The sequence below is a fragment of the Streptomyces sp. NPDC088387 genome, assembly GCF_044753385.1.
GTDB lineage: Bacteria > Actinomycetota > Actinomycetes > Streptomycetales > Streptomycetaceae > Streptomyces.
The window spans coordinates 171,339-194,325 of record NZ_JBIVNC010000002.1 but is presented as its reverse complement, the minus strand read 5'-3'; the positions used below and the strand labels follow the sequence as shown (position 1 = coordinate 194,325).

Below are 22,987 nucleotides of genomic sequence, written 5' to 3'. Positions count from 1 at the left end.
GTCGGGGGACACGGCGGCGTGTTGGTCAGTCCCCGACCCCTGGGAACAGGTTGTGGAACGGCTCCGCGGACGCCGTGACCCCACGGCTGTAGGGCGCGTCGAAGTCCCAGATGAGGAAGAGCAGGAACGCGATCAGCGCCGAGAACAGTCCCGCGAGGACGAGTTCGCGCGGGGTACGCCGGATCTGGAGCGCGAGGACCATGCCGATGGTGACGATCCCTCCGCCCAGCAGCCCGAACCACACCACGCCCGGCATGGTCGCGCCCAGCGAGTCCGCGCGGGAGCTGCGCGCCTGGTCGGCGGCGGTCACCTGGTCGATCAGCGGCTGGTACGCCTGCGCCTCGAAGTCGTCGCGCGGCCGGTAGTCCGTCACGTCCACCCGGATGCGGTCCATCAGCTCGTCGCCGCGCCCGGTCATCCGGCCGTCGTCGGCCATCGACTTCCACTCGGTGGTCGTGACGTGTCCGACATATGAGTTGACATCCGCCCGGATCCGGTCGCGTACGTCCGCCGGGTAGACCCGCACCCGCTCCGAGATCTCGTGCAGCGCCTGGGCCTCCGCGCGGACGTGCTCCTGCGCGACGCTGCGGGCCTCCCAGACACCCGCGATGGCCAGGCCCAGGACGATGGCGTACACCACACCGATCCACATCGTCATGTACTCGATGACGTCCGGGGTCTCGGACGGGTCCTCGTCCTCGGACGCGGCACGGTGACGGATCAGGGTGATGACGACCACCACGGCACAGGCGGCCAGCATCGCGAGGGAGAGAACAAGCCATTCCGGCAAGGGATGCCTCCAGGATCAGCGCGGCCGCAGCGCGGCCACGGCGACCACCGCGGGCACGGTGATCAGCAGGACGAAGGTGAGCGGGGACTGCCGGTGGTGGGTGGGCCGCCGCTGGGCCGCGGCCCGGTAGGGCGGGTACTCCACCGGCGTCGCGGAGGGCCGCGGAGTGGGCTTCGGACTCGGACTCGGCGTCGGCGCGGGCGGCGGAGCCGGCCTCGGGGTGGGCCTGGGCGTGGGTGCCGGTGGTGGCGGTGGGGGCGGTGCCGGTCGGGCCGGTGGTGCCGGGGCGGGCCGTGGTGGCGGTGGGGGAGGCGGCGGCTCCGGGGTGGGGGTCGGCTGGGGCTTCGGCGGAGCGGGCGGTGGCGGTGGCGGCGGTGGGGTCGGCTGGGGCGGCGGCGGTTTGGGCGGCTTCGGGGTCGGAGTCGGGGTGGGAGTCGGCGTCGGCGTGGGCTTCGGCGGGCACGACGGCCACGTCCGGCTCCCGGCGACCGCCACCGCGCTGGTGCCGCCGGGTCCGGTCGAGGCCCACGCGCAGGCGTCGGCCGCGGCCGGCCCCGCGGGCGCGCCGGCCAGCGCCCAGGTCAGCGTCAGCACGGCCGCCACCCGTGGGGCGACGGCGGATCGGGTCCGTTCGGGTCCATGCACGACGCAGATCATGAGGGCCCGTCCGCCGCGGCACGCGCGGGTAACGGGTGATTGGTCCGAAAGAGGGATGTTGCGTGCCCCGGGGTTTGACCGGGCGCCGTGGTCGACGGCCGGGTGTCCGCGAGGGGTTGGGCGGGTGTCCGGGGGGCGATTCCACAGGGTTTCGAAAGAAATCTCGCCCCACGTTGAACACGGGTACCCGGTCCGTGCGTACTGCTGGTCGTGCGGCGGCTCAGCAGGGCGCTGCAACACCAGTGTGATTGTGGGGAGTTGACGATGAACACCTGGCGGAGCGCCTCTCTCGCGGCGAGCGCTGTGGCCGTACTGGCGCTGACGACGGCGTGCGGTCAGGACGGCGGGGCCCAGTCGCCGGCCCAGAACGTGGGCGCCACGGCGCCCGCGGGTGGCTACGGCGGCGCCAGCACCGGTACCGGTACGGACACCGGCGTCGGCGCCCAGGGAGCCCAGAACGCGGCGGCCCCGAACACCCCGGCGGGCAAGCTGGCCGTGTCCGTCAACGCCGAGCTGGGCAACGTGCTCACCGACGCCGACGGCCGCACGCTCTACCGGTTCGACCAGGACACGGCCGAACCCCCGAAGACCAACTGCGAGGGCGACTGCGCCACCGCATGGCCGCCCGTCCCGGCGAACGACGCCAGCGCGGGCGAGGGTGTCGACGCCGAACTGATCGGCGAGATCACCCGTCCCGACGGCACCAAGCAGCTGACGATCGGCGGCTGGCCCGCCTACCGCTACGCGAAGGACGTCAACGCCGGAGACGTCAACGGCCAGGCGGTGAACGGCACCTGGTACGCGCTCGCCCCCGACGGCAAGAAGGCCAAGCTGGCCGACCTGCCCGGTCTGTCCACCCGCAAGGACGCCAAGCTCGGCGAGATCGTCGTCGACAAGAACGGCATGACGGTCTACCGCTTCATGAAGGACGAAGCCTGGCCGGAGCCCGTCTCGAACTGTGCCGGAACCTGCGTCGAGAAGTGGCCGGTCGTCGCGCCGGTCGAGACCAACGACACCAAGGACGTGCAGAAGAAGGGCCTGATGAGCTTCACCCGGCCCGACGGCAAGAAGCAGCAGACGATCAACTGCTGGCCCATCTACACCTTCGCCAACGACAAGGCGCCGGGCGACACCAACGGCCAGGGCGTCGGCGGCACCTGGTACGCGGTGGCCCCCGACGGCAAGCCCGTGGGAGCGCCCGACAAGGAGTAGTCCTCCAGGGCCCCCCACGCCCCGAAGTGCAGTCCATCTCTCCACGTTCCAGGGAGAGGTGGACTGCTTTGGCGTGTTTGCCGCGCTTCACCCGGAAGTCCCCGTGAAACGCGCCACGTTTCCGTACGCAGAGGAACGCGTCGGATACTTTTCGTGAGGCCACCGCGCGGCTCCAATTGGGCACGTGCCGCAGGCAGTGACCGGGAACGGATGGTCAATTTCCGTTTTGACTCGCTCCATTGGCGGGCGATCAGTAGCCTCAGCTCGAACACCGGATCGCCAATGCCTTGGAGAGCTAGATGGAGCGTCCCGCCTGGGCCCCACGCAGCATCGACATCTCGGTGCCGAGCGTTTCGCGTATCTATGACTACTACCTGGGCGGTTCGCACAACTTCGAGGTCGACAGGGAAGCGGCCCGCAAGGCCATGGAGTTCATGCCGGGACTTCCCAAGATCATGCAGGCGAACCGGGCGTTCATGCGCCGCGCGGTCCGCTTCGCCGTCGACCAGGGCGTCACACAGTTCCTGGACATCGGGTCGGGCATCCCGACGTTCGGCAACGTCCACGAGGTGGCCCAGGAGGCCAGCCCGGGCGCCCATGTCGTCTACGTCGACCACGATCCGGTCGCCGTCGCGCACAGCCAGGAGGTCCTGGCCGGCAACGCCGACGCGGACGTGGTCGCCGCCGACCTCCGAAAGCCCCTGGAGATTCTGCGCAGCCCCCAGGTGGAGCGGCTGATCGACCCGGACCGCCCGGTGGCGCTGCTGCTGGTGGCGATCCTGCACTTCGTCGAGGACGCCGACGACCCGTACGCGGCGGTGGCACAGCTGCGCGACGCACTGGCGCCCGGCAGTCTGCTCGTTCTGACACATGCCTCGTACGAGGGAATCCCGCTGTCACCGGAGCGGGCCGGTGGCGCGGTGGACGTATACAAGGACATTCGCAACCCGCTGATCATGCGCTCGCGCGAGGAGATCGCGCGGTTCTTCGAGGGGTACGACATGGTGGAACCCGGACTGGTGCCGATGCCCTCCTGGCGTTCGGACACCGCACCGGAGGACGAGGATCCCTACGCCTTCTCCGGTTTCGCAGGCGTGGGACGCACGGCGTGAGCGCGGAGCCGGACGGGCCGGAGGACAGACTGCGGCGGTTCGCGACGATCTGGAGCCGGGCGGTCTTCCCGGTCTCCCCGACCTCGCTGACCAGGCCCGAGTTCGAGGAACAACTGCTGCCGCTGGCACGGCGGTTGAGCGAGGCGCTGCGGGCGCGGGCCTTCGACGGGGCCGAGGCGCGGGCCATCGGCGCCGCCCTGGTCGACGCGCACTGCACCGACCCCGAGGCACTCAGCCGCACCCTCGACTGCGTCGACGCCTACCTGGTGCTCTACTGCGGCGACGACGGTTCCCAGGAGGACCAGCGGGCCCGCTCGGCGCGGCTTCAGCACGCCATGGCCGCCGGGTTCGCGCACGCGCTGCGCGGCCGCACGCTCGCGGAGCAGGAGTCCATCGCCCAGGCCGCGTTGCGCGCCCAGGGTGTGGTCGCGCAGGCGCTGCACGCCAGCGAGGCCCGCTTCCGTGCCGTCTTCGAGGGCGCCGCCATAGGCATCGGCATCGCGGACCTCGACGGCAACGTGCTGGAGACCAACGCCGCCCTGACGCGTATGTTCGGCGGCGGCGAGCACAACGTACGCAGCCGCAACGTCAGGGACTGGACACACGCCGAGGACGCCCCCCAGGTGTGGCGGCTCTACGACGAGCTGGTCAGCGGCGAGCGCGAGCACTACCACGTCGAGAAGGCCTTCTACCGGCCCGACGGAACGGTCCTGTGGACCAACCTCACCGTCTCCCTGCTGCGCGACCCCGACGGCAACCCGCAGTACCAGCTGGCGCTGATGGAGGACACCACCGAGCGCCGGCTGCTCAACCTCCGGCTGCGCTACGAGGCCACCCACGACGCGCTCACCGGCCTGCCCAACCGGACGCTGTTCTTCGAACGCCTGGAGAAGGCGCTCGGCGCGGGCGACGGCCAGCGGTTCGGGCTCTGCTACCTGGACCTGGACGGCTTCAAGACGATCAACGACAGCCTCGGCCACGCGGCCGGCGACCGGCTGCTCGTCGAGGTCGCCGACCGGCTCCAGGCCTGCGCGACCGCGCCCGGCGAGATGGTGGCCCGGCTCGGCGGCGACGAGTTCGTGGCGCTGACCACCGGCCGCGACACCCAGCGCGAGGTCGACGAACTCGCCGGCCGGATCATGAACGCGCTGCTCGCCCCGATCCGTATCGAGGGCCGCGAGCTGACCGTGCGGGGCTCCATCGGCATCGTCGAGGGACCCGCCGGGGAGCGCAGCGCGGCCGAGGTGCTGCGCAGCGCCGACATCACGATGTACCGGGCGAAGTCGGCGGGCGGCAACCGCTACGAGCTGGCCGACCCGGAGGCCGACGCCCGCGCCATCACCCGGCACGGGCTGACCACCGCGCTGCCGACCGCGCTGGACCGGGGCGAGTTCTTCATCGAGTACCAGCCGCTGGTGCATCTCGGCGACGGCAGTGTGCGCGGCGCCGAGGCGCTCGTCCGCTGGCTGCATCCGCAGCACGGTGTGCTCGGTCCCGACCGGTTCATCCCGCTCGCCGAGCACACCGGGCTGATCGTGCCGCTCGGGCGCTGGGTGCTCGAACAGTCGGTACGGCAGGCCCGTGAGTGGAGGGAACGGTACGCCGCCTCGGCGACGGTGCCGTTGCGGATCAACGTGAATCTGTCGCCGTGCCAGCTGACCCATCCCGGGCTCGTCCAGGACACGGTGGAGATCCTGGAGTCGGCGGGTGTCGCGCCGGACGCGCTGTGCCTTGAGGTCACCGAGTCCGCGCTGATCGGTGCCGACGACGATCTGCTCAAGCCGCTTCGGCGGCTGGCGGAGATGGGTGTCGACATCGCGCTCGACGACTTCGGTACGGGGTACTCGAACCTGGCGAATCTGCGGCGGCTGCCCGTGAGCATCCTCAAGCTGGACCGGTCGTTCACGCAGAGCATGCAGCAGTTTCCGGCAGACTCGGTCGATCTCAAGATCGTGGAGGGGATCGTATCCCTTGCGCACAGTCTTGATCTCACGGTGACGGTGGAGGGGGTGGAGACGGGGGCGCAGGCGGAGCAGCTGAGGATACTGGGCTGTGACACGGCCCAGGGCTGGTACTACGCCCGTCCGGGCCCGCCGGACCGTCTCCACGATCTGGCCCTGGTCGACGCAAGCGGCTGACCGCGGGTCCCGGTGCCGGGTCCCGGTGCCGGGTGCGGGTCCGTCGTGGCTGGTCGCGCAGTTCCCCGCGCCCCTGGGGTGGGTGAGGTGGTCTTGAGCCCGCGGGCCGTCCGTGGTTGCTCGCGCAGTTCCCCGCGCCCCTGAAGGGGCGCTGCCGGTACCCCGGGTTGTTCAGGGGGCGCGGGGAACTGCGCGAGTACCACCCACGACCGGTACTCGGCATCGGGGTCAGGGGCGCGGGGAACTGCGCGATCAGTTGGTACGGAACCGCGTTCGGTGTCCCCGGTCAGCGTTCCAGCAGCATCCGTTGGAGTTCTCGTGCGGCCCGGGGCGGAGCCACGTCGCTGCGGTGGGCCAGCGCGATGACCCGATGCAGCCCCGGACGGGCAAGGGGCGTCACCCTCAGCCCCCGACCCGACCGCGCCGCCACCATCCGGGGCACCACCGCGACCCCCAACCCCGCCCGCACAAATCCCAGCACCGCGTCCATCTCCCCACCCTCCACCGCGAAGTCCGGCTCGAACCCCTCGGCCCGGCACGCGGCCACGGTCAGCTCCCGCAGGTCGTACCCGTGCCGGAACATCACCAGCCGCTCCCCCTCGAGGTCGGCGATCCGCACACCACGCCGGTCCCCGCCCGGCCGCGGCGCGTCGGGAGCGGACACCACCACCAGGTCCTCCCGCAACAGCTCCACCGTGGTCAGCGCGGGCGCCGGCGCCGGCAGCGGCAGCACCACCAGGGCCAGATCCAGCGCACCGCGTGCGAGATGCCGTACGAGATCGTGCGAGCCGCCCTCCTCGATGAGGAGCTGGATCCCCGGATAGCGGTCGTGGAAGGCGCGCAGGACGTCCGGCAGGAGCCCCGTGCACAGACTCGGCGTCGCCCCCAGCCGCACCCGCCCCCGCCGCAGCTGCACCAGCTCCTGCACCTCGTGGCGCGCGGTGTCGGTGTCCGCGAGGATCCGCCGGGCCAGCGGCAGCAGCGCCTCACCGGCGTCCGTGAGCGTGATGTTGCCCCGCGCACGCAGGAACAGGTCCGCGCCCAGCTCCCGCTCCAGCGCCTTGATCTGCTGGGACAGCGACGGCTGCGCGACATGGACCAGATCGGCGGCGCGGGTGAAGTGCCGGGTCTCGGCGACGGCCACGAAATACTGGAGCTGCTGGAACTGCATCCAGCAATGATAGGCCAGGGCTATCGAAACGAGGCAGACCATGTCTTGGACCGATTGGCCTCTGCACCCATACCGTGCAGGGCATGGCTCTGGCTACGCGGACGGACCGACGGCCGTCCTTGGCGCGCACCGTGTGGGACAGCTCCGTCGGCAAGAAAACAGTCATGGCCGTGAGCGGTCTGGTGATGCTGCTCTACCTGGTCGCGCACATGATCGGGAACCTGAAGATCTTCTTCGGCCCGGAGGACATCAACCACTACGCCCACTGGCTGCGCACCATGGGCGAGCCGGTGCTCCACTACGAGTGGGCCCTGTGGCTCGTACGGATCGTGCTGGTCGTCGCCGTCGTGGCGCACGCCGTCTCCGCCTACCAGCTCAGCCGCCGTGACATCAAGGCGCGGCCCAGCAAGTACGTGCACAAGAAGGCGGGTTCGTCCTACGCGACCCGCACCATGCGCTGGGGCGGGGTCATCCTCGCCCTGTTCATCGTGTGGCACATCCTCGACCTGACGACCGGCACCGTGCACCCGGGCGGCTACGAGCACCTCAAGCCGTACCAGAACATCATCGACACCTTCTCGACGTGGTACGGGAACGTCATCTACATCGTCGCGATGCTCGCGCTCGGCCTGCACGTCCAGCACGGCTTCTGGAGCGCGGCCCAGACCCTCGGCGCCGGCAGTCGCACCCGTGACCGCGCCCTGAAGACCACCGCCAACGTCCTCGCGGTGCTGCTGACGGCCGGTTTCATCGCCGTACCCGTGGGCGTCATGACCGGATTGGTGAGCTGAGATGACCTCATTCCTGGACTACGAGACCGGCACGCCGGTCGCCGACGGCACCGCGCCCGGCGGACCGGTCAACGAGCGCTGGGACACCCGCCGTTTCGAGGCCAAGCTGGTCAACCCCGCCAACCGCCGCAAGCACACGGTGATCGTCGTGGGCACGGGGCTCGCGGGGGGTTCCGCCGGGGCCACGCTCGCCGAACAGGGCTACCACGTTGTGCAGTTCTGCTACCAGGACTCCCCGCGCAGGGCCCATTCCATCGCCGCGCAGGGCGGTATCAACGCGGCGAAGAACTACCGCAACGACGGCGACTCCGTCCACCGGCTGTTCTACGACACCGTCAAGGGCGGCGACTTCCGCGCCCGGGAGTCCAACGTGCACCGGCTCGCGCAGATCTCCGTGGAGATCATCGACCAGTGCGTGGCGCAGGGTGTGCCCTTCGCCCGCGAGTACGGCGGTCTGCTCGACACCCGCTCCTTCGGCGGCGTCCAGGTCTCCCGCACGTTCTACGCCCGTGGCCAGACGGGCCAGCAGCTGCTGCTCGGCGCCTACCAGGCGCTCAGCCGGCAGATCGCGGCGGGCAACATCGAGATGCACGCCCGTACCGAGATGCTCGACGTGATCGTCGTCGACGGACGGGCCCGCGGGATCGTGGCCCGGGACCTGATCACCGGGAGGATCGACACGTACTACGCGGACGCCGTCGTGCTCGCCTCCGGCGGGTACGGCAACGTCTTCTACCTGTCGACGAACGCCATGAACTCCAACGCCACCGCCGTGTGGCGGGCGCACCGGCGCGGCGCCTACTTCGCGAACCCCTGCTTCACACAGATCCACCCGACCTGCATCCCGCGCACCGGCGAGCACCAGTCGAAGCTCACGCTGATGAGCGAGTCGCTGCGCAACGACGGCCGGATCTGGGTGCCGAAGGCCAAGGGCGACACCCGTCCCGCGAACCAGATCCCCGAGGACGAGCGCGACTACTACCTGGAGCGCATCTACCCGTCGTTCGGCAACCTCGTTCCGCGCGACATCGCCTCGCGCGCCGCGAAGAACGTCTGCGACGAGGGCCGCGGGGTCGGCCCCGGCGGCCAGGGCGTCTACCTGGACTTCGCCGACGCGATCACGCGGATGGGCCGCGCGGCCGTCGAGGCCAAGTACGGCAACCTCTTCGACATGTACCAGCGGATCACCGACGAGGATCCGTACGAGGTGCCGATGCGGATCTACCCGGCCGTGCACTACACGATGGGCGGACTCTGGGTCGACTACGACCTCCAGACCACCGTCCCGGGCCTGTTCGCGATCGGCGAGGCCAACTTCTCCGACCACGGCGCCAACCGGCTCGGCGCCTCCGCCCTGATGCAGGGCCTCGCCGACGGCTACTTCGTCCTCCCGGCCACCATCAACGACTACCTCGCGCGCAACCCGCACCACGAGCCCGTCACCGACGAACACCCCGTCGTCCAGGAGGTGCTGGCCGAGACCGAGGACCGGCTCAACCTGCTGCTGGCCGTCGACGGCGACCGTACGCCCGACTCCTTCCACCGTGAACTCGGCGAGCTGATGTGGGAGTTCTGCGGTATGGCCCGCACCGACGCCGGACTGCGCAAGGCGCTGGAGCGGATCCCCCAGATCCGCGAGGAGTTCTGGCGGCGGATCAAGGTGCCCGGCACCGGCGAGGAGTTCAACCAGTCGCTGGAGAAGGCCAACCGGATCGTCGACTACCTGGAACTCGCCGAGCTGATGTGCCTCGACGCGCTGCACCGCGAGGAGTCCTGCGGCGGCCACTTCCGCGAGGAGTCCCAGACCCCCGACGGCGAGGCCGCCCGCCGCGACGAGGAGTTCTCCTACGCCGCCGCCTGGGAGTTCACCACCACCGGCACGGCTCCCGTCCTGCACAAGGAAGACCTGGTCTTCGAGTACGTCCACCCCACCCAGCGGAGCTACGCATGAAGCTCACCCTGCGCGTCTGGCGCCAGAAGAGCGCCGACGCCGAAGGCGCCATGTCCACCTACGAGGTGGACGGCATCTCCACCGACATGTCGTTCCTGGAGATGCTCGACACCCTCAACGAGGAACTCATCCTCGGCGGCGAGGACCCGGTCGCCTTCGACCACGACTGCCGTGAGGGCATCTGCGGTGCGTGCAGCCTGGTGATCAACGGCGACGCCCACGGACCCGAGCGCACCACCACCTGCCAGCTGCACATGCGGTCCTTCGAGGACGGCGACACCATCGACATCGAGCCCTGGCGGGCATCGGCGTTCCCGGTCGTCAAGGACCTCGTCGTGGACCGCTCGGCGTTCGACCGGATCATCCAGGCCGGCGGCTACATCACCGCACCCACCGGTGCGGCCCCCGAGGCGCATGCGGCGCCCGTACCGAAGCCGGACGCGGACTTCGCCTTCGAGCACGCCGAGTGCATCGGCTGCGGCGCCTGTGTGGCCGCCTGCCCGAACGGCGCCGCGATGCTCTTCACCTCGGCCAAGGTCAACCATCTGAACGTGCTGCCGCAGGGCGCGCCCGAGCGTGAGACCCGGGTGCTGGACATGGTCGCGCAGATGGACGACGAGGGGTTCGGCGGCTGCACGCTCACCGGAGAGTGTGCCACGGCGTGTCCCAAGGGCATCCCGCTGATGTCCATCACGAGCATGAACAAGGAATGGCTGCGGGCGACTCGCAAGGTGGCCAAGCGGTAAGGCCCGCAGCTCGCGAAACGTTCGCCGACAGGGTGCGGACGGGTGGGACCGGGGTGGTGCTCTTCCCGGTCCCGCCAGGCACCCCTGGCATTCAACAAGCTCACACCCGCTCTCCCTTCGTGGGTAACGCGCCGGACGCCCTGCATCGGAAGAACTGTGGCGGCCGGACAAACGGGACCGGCCCCGCTCGACGCTCTGCCGAACCCGGCCCGTGACCAGGAGAGAGCCATGACCGGCGTCACCACGCTCGACCGTCCCCCGCAGCCAGCGGCCCCCACCCGCTACACCGTCACCATCGCCCGTGACGAAGCCGATGTGCGCGCGGCCCAGAAGCTGCGGCACGACGTCTTCGCCGGCGAGATGGGCGCCCTGCTGTCCACCCCGCAGCCGGGACTCGACATCGACTCGTTCGACGCGTACTGCGACCACCTGCTGGTGCGCGACACACTCAGCGGCGAGGTCGTCGGCACCTACCGGCTGCTGCCGCCCGACCGTGCCGCGGTCGCCGGACGGCTGTACTCCGAGGGCGAGTTCGACCTCGCCGGGCTCGACCCGATCCGGCCGGGCCTCGTGGAGGTCGGCCGTTCCTGCGTCCACCCCGACCACCGTGACGGCACCGTCATCGGACTGATCTGGGCCGGCATAGCGCGCTACATGGTCGACAACGGCCACGAGTGGCTGGCCGGCTGCTGCTCCATCCCGCTGGCCGACGGTGGCGCCCTCGCCGCCGCCACCTGGGACCGGGTCGAGGCCAAGCACCTCGCGCCCGAGGAGTACCGGGTCCGCCCGCTGCTGCCCTGGAGCGCGCAGGGCGTCACCCGGCCCGCCGGGCGCACCGAGCTGCCGCCGCTGCTGCGCGGCTACCTCCGGCTCGGCGCCTGGGTCTGCGGCGAGGCCGCCCACGACCCCGACTTCGGAGTCGCCGACCTCTACGTGCTGCTGTCCATGCGCCGGGTCAACCCGCGCTACCTGAACCACTTCCTCTCGCTCGTCCCGGCCTGATGAGCGTCTGGCTGCCGAGCGCGCCGTGCACCCCGGCGGCGTGCATCGATCCGACGGGGCGGGCGGCGACCGTGCCTCGGGCCGTACTCCGGTTCGTGGCGGTCGTGGCCCTGGTACTGCTCGCGGTCGTCCTGCTGCCCGTCGGACGGCGGATACCCGCGGCCACGGTACGGCGGTGGAGCCGGACCCTCGTCCGGGCCGCCGGGGTCCGGCTCGACCTGACCGGCGCCGCGCCGCCGGCCGGCGGGCTGCTGGTCGTCGCCAACCACATCTCCTGGCTCGACATCGCGCTGCTCGCGGCCGTCCGGCCCGGCCGCATGCTGGCCAAGACCGAGATCCGCGGGTGGCCGGTGGCGGGGCCGCTCGTCGCCGGCGCCGGCACGCTGTTCATCGACCGCGACCGGTTGCGGGCCCTGCCGCAGACGGTCGCGGTTCTCGCCGAGGCGATGCGGGGCGGCTCCGCGATCGGGGTCTTTCCCGAGGGCAGCACCTGGTGCGGCCGTGCCCAGGGCACCTTCCGGCGGGCCGCGTTCCAGGCGGCCATCGACGCCGGTGTGCCCGTGCAGCCGGTGCGGCTGCATTACCGGATCGAGGGCGGTACGGCCTCCACCGTGCCCGCGTTCATCGGCCAGGACTCGCTGGTCGCCTCGATCTGGCGGGTGGTGTCGACCCGCGGGCTCGTGGCCGAGGTGGACGTCCGTCCCGTCATCCCGCCCGGCATCCACCCCGACCGCCGGGCCCTGGCGCACGCCGCCCAGTCCGGCCGCGTGGGCGAACCCCACTGGCCCCACGCCACCCTGATCACCCAACACCCACCCCGCACCCGCCCAGCCCTCCTGAAGAAGGCCTCGTAGCCAACCACCTGCCGGGCGCGGGCCCGCCGCGGCAGGTCGCGCAGTTCCCCGCGCCCCTTGGGCCGGCTTCGGCCTCCCAGGGGTGTGTTGTCGGGTGCGGGTCCGTCGTGGCTGGTCGCGCAGTTCCCCGCGCCCCTTGGGTCGGCCGGCGGTGCCGGCGTTCCGGAGGATCCGGGGTTGTCGTGCCCGCGCGGCGGAGCCGCCCTGCACCTCAGGGGCGCGACCAGCCCCCATGCACCCCCCGGGGGCATCGGCCCCGCTCGGCCGACCCCAGGGGCGCGGGGAACTGCGCGACAAGCCCCCACGCACCCGCACCCGACCACGCACCCCCCGGAGTGCCGGCTCTGCTCGGCCGACCTGGCCGCAGCCGGCCTCAGGGGCGCGGGGAACTGCGCGACAAGCCCCCACGCACCCGCACCCGACCACGCACCCCTAACCACCCCTCCGCGCTCGCGAGAGATACGGTGCTGTCGCGCTTCCGACGACATCCGCCACCCCCGCCGGAGGCCCCGTCGCCACGATCCGGCCCCCGGCCTCCCCACCCCCCGGCCCAAGGTCGATCACCCAGTCCGCGTCGGCGACGACAGCCATGTCGTGCTCGACGACCACCACCGTGTGCCCACCCTCCACCAGCCCGTGCAACTGCCGCATCAGCACCGCCACATCAGCCGGATGCAGTCCGGACGTAGGCTCGTCCAGCAGATACAGCGTGTGCCCCCGCCGCCCCCGCTGAAGCTCACTCGCCAGCTTGATCCGCTGCGCCTCACCCCCCGAAAGCTCCGTCGCCGGCTGACCGAGCCGCAGATACCCCAGCCCCACGTCCACCAGCGTGGACAGACTGCGCGCCACCGCCGGAGTGTCCGCGAAGAACTCCGCCGCACCCTCGACCGTGAGGTCCAGCACCTGCGCGATGTTCCGCCCCCGGTACGTCACTTCGAGCGTCGCCGGGTTGTACCGGGCGCCCCCGCAGTCGGGGCACGGCGTGTACGTACTCGGCAGGAACAGCAGCTCCACACTCACGAACCCCTCGCCCTGACAGGTCTCGCAGCGCCCACCGGCCACGTTGAAGGAGAACCGGCCCACCCCGTACCCCCGCGACCGCGCCGCGTCCGTCGCCGCGAACTCCTTGCGCACCACGTCGAACAGCCCGGTGTACGTGGCCAGATTGGACCGCGGGGTGCGCCCGATCGGCCGCTGGTCGACGGAGACGACCCGCCCCACCCCCGGCAGGTCCGCGGTGATCTCCCCGATCAGCGTGGACTTGCCGGAACCGGAGACCCCGGTGACCGCCGTGAGGACACCCAGCGGGAACTCCGCCGTCACTCCGCGCAGGTTGTGCCGGTTCACCGGCCCGACCTTCAGCTGCCCACGAGGCGCCCGCACCGGCCGTACCGGAGCGGGGGAGTGATCGAAGAGATACCGGGCCGTGGCCGACGCGGGGACGTCCGCGAGACCGGGCACCGGGCCGCTGTACAGCACCTGCCCGCCGTGCTCCCCGGCCAGCGGACCCACGTCCACGATCCAGTCGGCGCCGCGCATCACGTCCAGGTGGTGCTCCACCACGAACACCGAGTTCCCGGCCGCCCTCAGCCGGGCGAGGACGGTCAGCAGGGCCTCGGTGTCCGCCGGGTGCAGCCCGGCCGACGGCTCGTCGAGCACGTAGACCACACCGAACAGGCCGGAGCGCAACTGGGTCGCCAGGCGCAGGCGTTGGAGCTCCCCGGCCGACAGCGTGGGGGTCGGACGGTCCAGGCTGAGGTAGCCGAGGCCGAGTTCCAGGACGGGTCCGATACGGGACTTCAGGTCGTCGGTGAGAACCCGGGCCGTCGGCGTGGTGCCGTCCGGCGCGGACGCCAGCTCGGCGAGGGGCAGCGCGGCCAGTTCGGCGATCGTACGGCCGGCGAAGGTCACCGCGAGCGCCTCGGGCCGCAGCCGGGAGCCGCCGCAGACCGGACACGGCGACGTGGTGAGGAAGCGCTCCGCCTTCGCCCTGAGCGTCGCGCTCTTCGAATCACCGAACGTCTTCCGCACATAGCGCTCGGCGCTCATGTACGTGCCCTGGTAGGGGCGTTGGATACGGTCCGCGTCCCGCACAGGGTGGACCGTGACCACCGGCTGCTCGTCCGTGAACAGGATCCATTCCCGCTGCCCGGCGGGCAGCTCGCGCCACGGCCGGTCCACGTCGTACCCGAGCGCGTCGAGGATGTCGCGCAGGTTCTTGCCCTGCCAGGCGCCCGGCCACGCGGCGATCGCGCCGTCGCGGACCGACAGCGACGGATCGGGGACCAGCAACTCCTCGGTCGTACCGTGCACCTGCCCCAGACCGTGGCACCGCGGACAGGCCCCGGCGGCGGTGTTGGGGGAGAACGCGTCGGAGTCGAGGCGCTCCGCGCCCGGCGGGTAGTCGCCCGCGCGGGAGTACAGCATGCGCAGCGAGTTGGAGAGGTTGGTGACCGTGCCGACCGAGGAGCGCGAGGTCGGCGCCGAGCGGCGCTGCTCCAGCGAGACGGCCGGCGGCAGCCCGGTGATCTCGCCGACCTTCGGCGCCCCGACCTGGTGGATCAGCCGGCGCGCGTAGGGCGCCACCGACTCGAAGTAGCGGCGCTGCGCCTCCGCGTAGATCGTGCCGAACGCCAGCGACGACTTCCCGGAGCCGGACACTCCGGTGAACACGGCCAGCACGTCCCGGGGGACGTCGACGTCCACGTCGCGGAGGTTGTGCTCACGGGCGCCGCGGACGCGGACGTACTGGTCATGGGGGGTGGCGGGGTGCGGGGCGTGCATGTTGGTCACGGTAACCCGCGAGCGGGCGGGCGGGCGGCCGGTCCGCGGCCGTGGCGTCGAGGCGCACCCGGCTCAGGTTCCGGGGAGGATCCGGCGTGTCTCGTAGGCCCACATCGCGATCTCGACCCGGTTGCGGGCGCCGAGTTTGGCCATCAGGCTGGCGAGATGTGTCTTCACCGTGCTGAGGCTGATGTGCAGTGCGTCGGCGATCTCGGTGTTGGTCAGCCCGCGCGCGACGGCGAGCAGCACCTGCTCCTCGCGGGCGGTGACGGGGGCGACCGGCTGGGCCACGGGCCGGCCGGCGGGCAGGTCCGCGAACGCCTGGAGCAGCCGGACCGTGACGCTGGGCGCGATGAGCGCCTCACCGCCGGACGCCGACCGTACGGCCTGCGCCAGCAGGTCCGGTCCGGTGTCCTTGAGGAGGAATCCGCGGGCGCCGGCCCGCAGTGCGCCGTAGACGTACTCGTCGAGGTCGAACGTGGTGATGACGACCACGGCCAGCGGGTCGGCGACGCCCGGCCCCGCGACCAGCCGGGTGGCCTCCAGCCCGTCGATCACGGGCATGCGGATGTCGAACAGGCAGACGTCGGGGCGCAGTTCGCGGGCCAGACGTACCGCTTCGTGTCCGTCGGCGGCCTCGCCGACCACCTCGATGCCGGGCTGGGCGTTCAGCATGATCCGCAGGCCGGTGCGGATGATGGTCTGGTCGTCAGCGACGAGCACGCGGATGGGCACCGCTCGCGCTCCTCGCCGTCGGCAGTTCGGCTTCGACCTGCCAGCCCCGGTCGGCGCCGGGGCCGGCCTGGAGTCTGCCGCCCAGCAGGGTCGCGCGCTCGCGCAGCCCGGTGAGTCCGTATCCGGTACGGCCCCGGCCGGTGCGGTGGCCGTTGTCGCGCACGCTCACCCGTACCGTGTGCCGTTCCGCGGTGACCCGGACGACGAGCTCGGTCGCGTCGACCGCGTGGCGCATGGCGTTGGTCACCGACTCCTGCACGATCCGGTAGACGGCCGCGTCCACGGCCGGGGGCAGTGAGTCCAGTTCGCCGTCGAGCCCGAGATCGACCCTGAGGCGACCACCCGGGGCGCGCACCAGGCGCTCCAGGTCCGCGACTCCGGCAGGTGGCGCCAGCTCGGCGCCGACCCCGCGGTCGCGCAGCGCGGCGACCATGGCACGCATCTCCTCCAGCGTGCGCGCCCCCTCCTCCTCGACCCCCTCCAGCGCGTCGACGGCGGGGGACGGGTCGGGGCCCGCGAGCACCCGGCCCGCCTGGGCGATGATCACCATGGCGGACACGTGGTGGGCCACCGTGTCGTGCAGTTCCCGGGCGAGCTGCTCGCGCTCACGGGAGCGCACCTGCTCCAACTGCCGCTCGCGGGCGGTCACCCGGAACCGCACGGCCGCCCCGACCGCGCCGGGCACCAACAGGAAGACCAGGCCCACGGCGTTCTCGACGACCGGGGTCTCGTCCGTGACGGAACACAGCACGCCGGTCGCGAGGATCACCGCGCCGCCCAGCACGATCTCGCGTCCCGATCCCCACCGCAGCAGCGCGTACACCAGCACCAGCACCACCGCGCCGGTGTCCAGGCCGACGGTCTCGCGCGGCCCGGCGGCGAGCGCGGCCACCTGTAGCACGGCCACCGAGCCGAACGCCAGCGTCACCGTCGCCAGCGGGTGGGTCCGGCGCCACAGAAGCAGCAGGCACAGCCCTACGGCGCACACCAGCGCCACCGGCCGCCACACGACGTCCTCGCGCAGGCCGGCCTCCAGCGCCACAGCGGCGAGGCCCACGGCGAGCAGCGCCCAGTCCCGCCGCACCCGGGCGGGCGCGTCGGGCGGCCGGGGTTCGGTCCACAGGGTTCGCAGGTCGTCTCGGAGCACGGTTCTCAGCCTACGGACCACGGCGTGCCGCGCATCGGCCGAAAGGACGGGACGTCACTCCACCCCGGGGCCGACGCAACCGCGGCCGGCGGGCCGATGCCGCGGAGCGCCGTGGCGACGAGCCTCTCCCTCGGCGGCCGTACACGGACGGCCGCCGAGGTGGTTGGAGGACCCGATGCTCTCGAAAGCCCTGCTGCGCCTGGGCGCAGGTGCCGCCCGTCATCCCTGGCGGGTGATCGCGGCATGGCTGGTCGCCGCCACGCTCGCCGTCCTCGCCGCCGTCGCCTTCGGCGGGCGGACCGCGGACTCGATGACCGCTCCGGGACTGGACTCCGGACGGGCCGCGGAACTGATCGAGCGGGCGGGCACCGGCCAGGAGGGGATGACCGCCCAGGTCGTCGTCACGCCCCTCGACGGCGGTGCGACGTTCTTCGACGACGGCGCGCGCACCGCTCTCACCCGGCTGCGGGCCGAGGTGACGCGGCTGCCGCACGTGCTCGGCGCGAGCGACCCGGCAGGGGCGCTCGACGCGGGCGGGGACACCGCCGTGCGCGGCGGCCTCGTCTCGGCCGACGGGCGGATCGCGGTGGTCCGGGTGCAGTACCCCGACCAGAGCCGGCTGTCGGGCGAGGACCTCGACGCCCTCGTGGGTCTCGGTGACCGGCTGCGCGCCGAGCTGCCGCTGCGCATCGAGATGGGCGGGGACCTCTTCTACGCCTTCTCCGGCGCCGACGGCGGTGTGAGCGAGCTGATCGGCCTCCTCGCCGCGGCCGCGATCCTGTTCCTGGCGTTCGGTTCGCTCGTCGCCGCCGCGCTGCCGATCGGCATGGCGGTCTTCGGGCTGACCGTCGGGGTGGCCACGATGACGGTACTGGCGGGGGTGACGGAGGTTCCCACCTTCGCCCCGGTCCTGGGCAGCATGGTCGGGCTGGGAGTGGGCATCGACTACGCGCTGTTCGTGCTCGCCAGGCACCGGGAGTACCTCGCGTGCGGTCTCGATCCGCAGGAGGCGGCCGGACGGGCGGTGGCGACGGCGGGGCGGCCGGTGGTCTTCGCCGGCGGCACCGTCGTCGTGTCGATCCTCGGCCTGGCGGTGGCGAACGTGCCGTTCATGACGGTGGGCGGGTTCGCCGTCTCGATCGTCGTCCTGACGATGGTGGTCGCGTCGGTGACGCTGCTGCCGGCCTTCCTCGGCGCGGCGGGCCCGCGGCTGGGCCGGGCCGGCCGGATCGCCGGGATCGGCCGGGCACTTCGGGCCCGGCGGCCGGGCCGCCTCCGCCGACGGCGGGACACGGCGGCGGACGCCGTCCCCGCCGTGGGGTGGCGGCGCTGGCTCGGGCACGTCGGCCGGCACCCGGCGCCGTACGCGGCCGGCGCCGCGGTGCTGCTGCTGACGGCGACGCTGCCCGTGCTCGGCCTGCGCGTGGGCCTGCCCGACGACGGCTCACAGCCGCAGAGCCGTACCGAGCGCCGGGCCTACGACCTTGTCGCCGAGGGGTTCGGCCCGGGCACCAACGGCCCCCTCGTCGTCGCCGCGGACCCCGCCGGTGATCCGGGAGTGGTGGACCGGCTCGTCGCGACGGTCGCCGCGGATCCGGGGATCGCGTCCGTCGCGCCGGCCCGCACCGACCGGGCCACCGGCATCGCGACCCTCGTGGTGTTCCCGACCACCGGCCCGCAGGACGAGGCCACGGCCGACACCATCACCCGGCTGCGCGCCGACGTGCTGCCCGCGGCGATCGGCCAGGGTCCGGCCGAGGCGCACGTCGGCGGGGCCGCCGCGAGCCTGTCCGACGTGGGCCAACGCACCAGCGAACGGCTGCCGTTGTTCGTCGCCGCCGTGCTGGCGCTCTCGTTCCTGCTGCTGATGCTGGTCTTCCGCTCGGTCGTCGTAGCGCTCAAGGCGGTGCTGCTGAACCTGCTGAGTATCGGCGCGTCCTACGGCGTCATGGTCGCGGTCTTCCAGTGGGGCTGGGGCGGCGCGCTCATCGGGCTGGAGACGACGGTTCCGATCGTGTCGTTCATCCCGATGTTTCTCTTCGCCATCCTGTTCGGCCTGTCGATGGACTACGAGGTGTTCCTGCTGTCCCGGGTACGCGAGGAGTACCTGCGCACCGGCGACAACGGCACGGCGATCGTCGAGGGCGTCTCGCGCACCGCCCGGATCATCACCTCGGCCGCCCTCATCATGGTGGCGGTCTTCCTGTCCTTCGCCGTCGCCGACGACCCCTCCACCAAGATGTTCGGGCTCGGCCTGGCCACCGCGATCCTCATCGACGCCACGGTCGTCCGCATGGTGCTGGTACCGGCGACCATGACACTCCTCGGCCGGGCCAACTGGTGGCTGCCGAAGTGGCTGGACCGGATACTTCCCCGCGGCCCGGTGGGCGCCGGTGACACCGACGGCACCGGCGCGGAATCCAGGGGTGAGGCCCCGCGTCCACGGCTGGTCGACCGCTGACCCGGCTCCTGCCCGCCCTCGACCCGCGCTAGGACACGGCCCGGGCGCGGCCGACGACCGCGGCGAGGCGCCGGTAGGAGTCCAGCAGGGCCGCGCGGTCGTACGTGCTGGTCGTCACCAGCACCTCGTCCGCCGCCGTCTCCTTCAGTACCGTCTCCAGTTCGTGGGCGACCTGCTCCTCGGTGCCCGCGAGCTGTCCGGTGAGGCCGGACTCGTAGAAGCCGCGTTCCCTGTCGGTCATGCTCAGTTCCTCGACGCGCTCGGCGGGCGGCAGCGGGGGAAACGTGCCGTGGGTGCGCGAGTACGCCATCGACCAGGCCTCCGGGACCAGCAGCCGCCGGGCGTCCTCGGGGGTCGCGGCGACCGCGATCGTGCCGGAGATGACGACGTAGGGCTCCCGGGCCCACTCGGAGGGGCGGAAGTGGTCGCGGTAGTGGTCGATGCCGCGCCGCATCTTCTCCCGGTTCCTGAGGTCGCCGATGACCATCGGCAGGCCCGCGCGGGCGGCGATCTCCGCGCCCTCGCCCATCGCGAGGACGAACGGCGGGACGGTCAGGCCCTCCGAGGGGCGGGCACGCACACCGGTCGGCGAGGTGCCGCGGAACCAGCCGAGGAGTTCGGCGAGCTGTCCCTCGAAGTCGTCGGCCATGTCCTTGTCCCGGCCGAGCGCCTTGCGCACCCCGGTGGTGAAGCCGACCGAACGGCCGAGGCCCATGTCGACGCGGCCCGGGAACAGTGACTCCAGGACGCCGAACTGCTCGGCCACGACGAGTGGTTGGTGGTTGGGCAGCATCACACCGCCGGTGCCGACCCGCAGGGTGCTGGTGGCGGCGGCCACCGCGGCGGCCAGTACGGTCGGCGCGGATCCGGCGACGCCGGGCACCCCGTGGTGCTCCGACACCCAGAACCGGTGGTAGCCGAGCGGCTCCAGCTCCGTCGCCAGCCGCACGGTGTCACGCAGCGCCTCCGCTCCCGGACGCCCCTCGCGGGTGCGGGAACGGTCGAGGACGGAGAAACGGGTCCGTGCGATCGCTGAACTCACACCGGGTTCAACACCTCGGGTGGCGGGGCATTCCCCGTGCCCGCTCCCCGTACCAAGACGCTCTCCGCGCTCGGGAGTCCCCGTGTCCGACCCGCTGTCTACGCTGGGCCGCGTGACTGCCGACAGCCGACGCCCGCTCGCCGTGTTCGACCTGGACAACACCCTCGCCGACACGGCCCACCGCCGGCGCTTCCTGGAGACCCGGCCGCGGGACTGGGACGCCTTCTTCGCCGCCGCGCCGCACGACCCGCCGCTCGCCGAGGGGGTCGCGCTGGCCCTGGCGAGCGCCGAGGAGTGCGAGGTCGTCTATCTGACCGGACGGCCCGAACGCTGCCGGCGGGACACGGTCGACTGGCTCGCCGCACACGGACTCCCTGAAGGGCGCCTGTACATGCGGCGCGACGCCGGGCCGGCGGGTGGGGGAAGAGGTGACCGGCGGCCCGCCCGGCAGACCAAGCCGGAGGCCCTGCGCAGGCTCGCCCGCGACCGGGACGTGCGGATGCTGGTCGACGACGACGAACTGGTCTGTGACGCCGTCGAGCGGGCCGGTTTCACCGTGGTGCGGGCCCGCTGGGCGGACGCCTCCGCCGAACTGGAGACGGCCCAGGAGCAGGAGGGCCGGACCTGAGGACGGACGCGGCCCGCTCAGTCCTCGTCGTCGAGCCGGAAGCCCACCTTCAGACCGACCTGCCAGTGCTCGATGTTCCCGTTCTCGATCTGCCCCCTGACCTGCGTGACCTCGAACCAGTCGAGATTGCGCAGGGTCTGGGACGCGCGGGCGATGCCGTTGCGCACCGCCTGGTCGACGCCCTCGTGCGAGCTGCCGACGATCTCCGTGATCCGGTAGACGTGGTCGGACATACGGGTGCTCCTCTCCGCGCTGACCTCCGCCGTGACGGGTGTGTCACGCGTCACTCCACCGTGCCCCAAGCTGGTGCGGAGCGCGAGACATCGGACTTGTGCCCTGTCGCCCCTTGACCTCCGCATTGGTCCATACCAAAATCGGCACACCCGTACGAGCATCTGCTCGTCCCCCCATGTCGGGTCCCCTTTTCCCTGTCCGCAAGACAGAACAGGACCGACCCCCGTGAGACCTCGCCTACTGGCCTTAGTGTGTGTGTCCGCCTCTCTCGTGAGCGGCTGCGGCGTACTGCCCGGCTCCGACGGAGATCGCCACACCGTGACCGTGTGGCTGATGAAGGACAGCGCGTCCCAGGAGTTCCTGGACCGCTTCACCGAGGACTTCGAGCGCGAGCACACCGACATCGCCTTGGACTTCAAGATCCAGGAGTGGACCGGCATCGGCCCCAAGGTGACGGCCGCCCTGGAGGAGGAGACCGCCGACGGACCCGATGTCATCGAGGTCGGCAACACCCAGGTCCCGCAGTACGTCGACGGCGGCCGGCTCGTCGACCTCACCCTGGAGTCGGTGCGCGACTGGGGCAGCAAGGACTGGCTGCCGGGCCTCTCCGAGCCCGGCCAGCTCCGCTCCCACCAGTACGGCATCCCCTGGTACGCGGCCAACCGCGTCGTCATCTACCGCAAGGACCTCTTCGAGCAGGCCGGCATCACCGACCCGCCCAAGACCCGCGACGACTGGCTCACCGCCACCGAGAAGCTCAACGCCGACGGGAACCAGGGCATCTACCTCGCCGGACAGGACTGGTACACCCTGGCCGGCTTCATCTGGGACGAGGGCGGCGACCTCGCCACGGAGGCGGGGGGCACCTGGGAGGGCACCCTGGACGCCCCGGAGGCCCTGCGCGGTATGGAGTTCTACGGGCAGTTGCAGGAACTCGGCAAGGGCCCGGTCGACTCCGACGAGCAGAAGCCGCCGCTGACCGACGTGTTCGCCGAGGAACAGGTCGCGCAGATCATCGCCGTACCGGGCAGCGCCCAGGCCATCCTGGACAAGAACCCGGAACTGGAGGACCAGCTCGGCTACTTCCCGGTGCCCGGCGAGTCGGCCGACACCCCCGGCGCCGTCTTCACCGGCGGCTCCGACCTGATCATCCCGAAGCACACCGACAACAACGAGGGCGCCATCGCGGTCGTCGAGGCGCTCGCCGGCGCCAAGTGGAACACCGACCTCGCGCGGACCATGAACTACGTGCCCAACAAGGCCAAGCTCGCCACCGCCGTGGCCGGCGAGGAGGGCGTCGCCGCCATGGCGGCGGGCGCCGCACAGGGCCGCGCGACCCCCACCACTCCCGAGTGGGCCAAGGTCGAGGCCGACAACCCCATCAAGGCGTACATGACGAAGGTCCTGACCGGGGGCGACCCGGAGGAGGAGGCCCGCAAGGCCTCCGAACTGATCACCGAGGCGCTGTCCCTCTCATAGCGGCTGCCCCGGCACAGTGAGGCCCTCGCCGCACGACCGGCGGCGAGGGCCTC

General features: G+C 71.9%; 19 protein-coding genes. 11 read left to right on the top strand and 8 right to left on the bottom strand.

Annotated features, from left to right (window positions below):
* Window positions 1-25: 25 nt before the first annotated feature.
* Both ACIQAC_RS05530 and ACIQAC_RS05525 read right to left on the bottom strand, forming a co-directional pair.
* Window positions 26-790, bottom strand: coding sequence for a hypothetical protein (locus ACIQAC_RS05530; RefSeq protein ID WP_402187241.1), 765 nt, complete (start codon window positions 788-790; stop codon window positions 26-28).
* Window positions 791-805: 15 nt separating this feature from the next.
* Window positions 806-934, bottom strand: a complete 129-nt coding sequence (locus ACIQAC_RS05525) for a hypothetical protein (protein WP_402187240.1) — start codon at window positions 932-934, stop codon at window positions 806-808.
* A gap of 777 nt (window positions 935-1,711) precedes the next feature.
* Between ACIQAC_RS05525 and ACIQAC_RS05520 the strand changes: the two genes are divergently transcribed.
* From ACIQAC_RS05520 to ACIQAC_RS05510, 3 genes are all read left to right on the top strand, one after another.
* Window positions 1,712-2,659: an SCO0930 family lipoprotein gene (locus ACIQAC_RS05520; protein WP_402187238.1), complete on the top strand. Its 948-nt coding sequence runs from the start codon at window positions 1,712-1,714 to the stop codon at window positions 2,657-2,659.
* 299 nt (window positions 2,660-2,958) lie between these two features.
* Entirely contained in the window at window positions 2,959-3,771 is an 813-nt protein-coding gene (locus ACIQAC_RS05515) for an SAM-dependent methyltransferase (protein ID WP_402187236.1), read from the top strand.
* On the top strand, window positions 3,768-5,909 hold the full coding sequence (locus ACIQAC_RS05510) for a putative bifunctional diguanylate cyclase/phosphodiesterase (protein WP_402187234.1): 2,142 nt from the start codon (window positions 3,768-3,770) through the stop codon (window positions 5,907-5,909). The genes ACIQAC_RS05515 and ACIQAC_RS05510 overlap by 4 nt, the downstream gene beginning before the upstream one ends.
* 286 nt (window positions 5,910-6,195) lie before the next feature.
* On the opposite strand, the gene ACIQAC_RS05505 is transcribed toward ACIQAC_RS05510, so the two are convergent.
* Window positions 6,196-7,080 carry a LysR family transcriptional regulator gene (locus tag ACIQAC_RS05505; protein WP_402187232.1) on the bottom strand — a complete coding sequence of 295 codons (885 nt, stop codon included), beginning with the start codon at window positions 7,078-7,080 and terminating at the stop codon, window positions 6,196-6,198.
* 119 nt (window positions 7,081-7,199) lie between these two features.
* Between ACIQAC_RS05505 and ACIQAC_RS05500 the strand changes: the two genes are divergently transcribed.
* The 5 genes from ACIQAC_RS05500 to ACIQAC_RS05480 all read left to right on the top strand — a co-directional run bounded on the left by ACIQAC_RS05500 (window position 7,200) and on the right by ACIQAC_RS05480 (window position 12,424).
* Window positions 7,200-7,871: a succinate dehydrogenase gene (locus tag ACIQAC_RS05500; protein WP_402188193.1), complete on the top strand. Its 672-nt coding sequence runs from the start codon at window positions 7,200-7,202 to the stop codon at window positions 7,869-7,871.
* Window position 7,872: 1 nt separating this feature from the next.
* Window positions 7,873-9,822, top strand: coding sequence for a fumarate reductase/succinate dehydrogenase flavoprotein subunit (locus ACIQAC_RS05495; protein ID WP_402187230.1), 1,950 nt, complete (start codon window positions 7,873-7,875; stop codon window positions 9,820-9,822).
* A complete protein-coding gene (locus ACIQAC_RS05490) occupies window positions 9,819-10,568 on the top strand; it encodes a succinate dehydrogenase/fumarate reductase iron-sulfur subunit (RefSeq protein WP_402187228.1) in 750 nt (249 codons plus the stop codon). Before ACIQAC_RS05495 ends, ACIQAC_RS05490 begins: the two co-directional genes overlap by 4 nt.
* A gap of 228 nt (window positions 10,569-10,796) precedes the next feature.
* Entirely contained in the window at window positions 10,797-11,570 is a 774-nt protein-coding gene (locus ACIQAC_RS05485; protein ID WP_402187226.1) for a GNAT family N-acetyltransferase, read from the top strand.
* A complete protein-coding gene (locus tag ACIQAC_RS05480) occupies window positions 11,570-12,424 on the top strand; it encodes a lysophospholipid acyltransferase family protein (RefSeq protein WP_402187224.1) in 855 nt (284 codons plus the stop codon). The genes ACIQAC_RS05485 and ACIQAC_RS05480 overlap by 1 nt, the downstream gene beginning before the upstream one ends.
* A 432-nt stretch (window positions 12,425-12,856) precedes the next feature.
* Here the strand turns inward: ACIQAC_RS05480 and ACIQAC_RS05475 are convergent, their stop codons facing one another.
* The 3 genes from ACIQAC_RS05475 to ACIQAC_RS05465 all read right to left on the bottom strand — a co-directional run bounded on the left by ACIQAC_RS05475 (window position 12,857) and on the right by ACIQAC_RS05465 (window position 17,090).
* Window positions 12,857-15,208: an ATP-binding cassette domain-containing protein gene (locus ACIQAC_RS05475; protein WP_402187222.1), complete on the bottom strand. Its 2,352-nt coding sequence runs from the start codon at window positions 15,206-15,208 to the stop codon at window positions 12,857-12,859.
* A gap of 72 nt (window positions 15,209-15,280) precedes the next feature.
* Window positions 15,281-15,943, bottom strand: a complete 663-nt coding sequence (locus tag ACIQAC_RS05470) for a response regulator (protein ID WP_402187220.1) — start codon at window positions 15,941-15,943, stop codon at window positions 15,281-15,283.
* Window positions 15,918-17,090, bottom strand: a complete 1,173-nt coding sequence (locus ACIQAC_RS05465; protein ID WP_402187218.1) for a sensor histidine kinase — start codon at window positions 17,088-17,090, stop codon at window positions 15,918-15,920. Before ACIQAC_RS05465 ends, ACIQAC_RS05470 begins: the two co-directional genes overlap by 26 nt.
* A gap of 175 nt (window positions 17,091-17,265) precedes the next feature.
* On the opposite strand from ACIQAC_RS05465, the gene ACIQAC_RS05460 reads away from it, so the two are divergent.
* Window positions 17,266-19,551, top strand: a complete 2,286-nt coding sequence (locus ACIQAC_RS05460; protein ID WP_402187216.1) for an MMPL family transporter — start codon at window positions 17,266-17,268, stop codon at window positions 19,549-19,551.
* A 28-nt stretch (window positions 19,552-19,579) separates the two neighbouring features.
* Here the strand turns inward: ACIQAC_RS05460 and ACIQAC_RS05455 are convergent, their stop codons facing one another.
* Window positions 19,580-20,593, bottom strand: a complete 1,014-nt coding sequence (locus tag ACIQAC_RS05455) for an LLM class flavin-dependent oxidoreductase (RefSeq protein WP_402187214.1) — start codon at window positions 20,591-20,593, stop codon at window positions 19,580-19,582.
* A gap of 112 nt (window positions 20,594-20,705) precedes the next feature.
* Here ACIQAC_RS05455 and ACIQAC_RS05450 point away from each other — a divergent pair, with 112 nt between their 5' ends.
* Window positions 20,706-21,221 (top strand): hypothetical protein, encoded by a 516-nt coding sequence (locus tag ACIQAC_RS05450; protein ID WP_402187212.1) that lies wholly within the window; start codon window positions 20,706-20,708, stop codon window positions 21,219-21,221.
* Between the two features lie 17 nt (window positions 21,222-21,238).
* Here ACIQAC_RS05450 and ACIQAC_RS05445 read toward each other — a convergent pair whose 3' ends face one another.
* Window positions 21,239-21,454 (bottom strand): dodecin, encoded by a 216-nt coding sequence (locus ACIQAC_RS05445; protein ID WP_402187211.1) that lies wholly within the window; start codon window positions 21,452-21,454, stop codon window positions 21,239-21,241.
* A 226-nt stretch (window positions 21,455-21,680) separates the two neighbouring features.
* Here ACIQAC_RS05445 and ACIQAC_RS05440 point away from each other — a divergent pair, with 226 nt between their 5' ends.
* A complete protein-coding gene (locus tag ACIQAC_RS05440) occupies window positions 21,681-22,934 on the top strand; it encodes an extracellular solute-binding protein (protein WP_402187209.1) in 1,254 nt (417 codons plus the stop codon).
* Window positions 22,935-22,987: the final 53 nt, after the last annotated feature.

Bases quoted from the DNA above. Each gene is read 5' to 3' on its own strand.
- ACIQAC_RS05505 (WP_402187232.1), bottom strand. From the start codon at position 7,080: ATGCAGTTCCAGCAGCTCCAGTATTTCGTGGCCGTCGCCGAGACCCGG.
- ACIQAC_RS05515 (WP_402187236.1), top strand. From the start codon at position 2,959: ATGGAGCGTCCCGCCTGGGCCCCACGCAGCATCGACATCTCGGTGCCG.
- ACIQAC_RS05460 (WP_402187216.1), top strand. From the start codon at position 17,266: ATGCTCTCGAAAGCCCTGCTGCGCCTGGGCGCAGGTGCCGCCCGTCAT.
- ACIQAC_RS05480 (WP_402187224.1), top strand. From the start codon at position 11,570: ATGAGCGTCTGGCTGCCGAGCGCGCCGTGCACCCCGGCGGCGTGCATC.
- ACIQAC_RS05475 (WP_402187222.1), bottom strand. From the start codon at position 15,208: ATGCACGCCCCGCACCCCGCCACCCCCCATGACCAGTACGTCCGCGTC.
- ACIQAC_RS05485 (WP_402187226.1), top strand. From the start codon at position 10,797: ATGACCGGCGTCACCACGCTCGACCGTCCCCCGCAGCCAGCGGCCCCC.
- ACIQAC_RS05495 (WP_402187230.1), top strand. From the start codon at position 7,873: ATGACCTCATTCCTGGACTACGAGACCGGCACGCCGGTCGCCGACGGC.
- ACIQAC_RS05490 (WP_402187228.1), top strand. From the start codon at position 9,819: ATGAAGCTCACCCTGCGCGTCTGGCGCCAGAAGAGCGCCGACGCCGAA.
- ACIQAC_RS05520 (WP_402187238.1), top strand. From the start codon at position 1,712: ATGAACACCTGGCGGAGCGCCTCTCTCGCGGCGAGCGCTGTGGCCGTA.
- ACIQAC_RS05445 (WP_402187211.1), bottom strand. From the start codon at position 21,454: ATGTCCGACCACGTCTACCGGATCACGGAGATCGTCGGCAGCTCGCAC.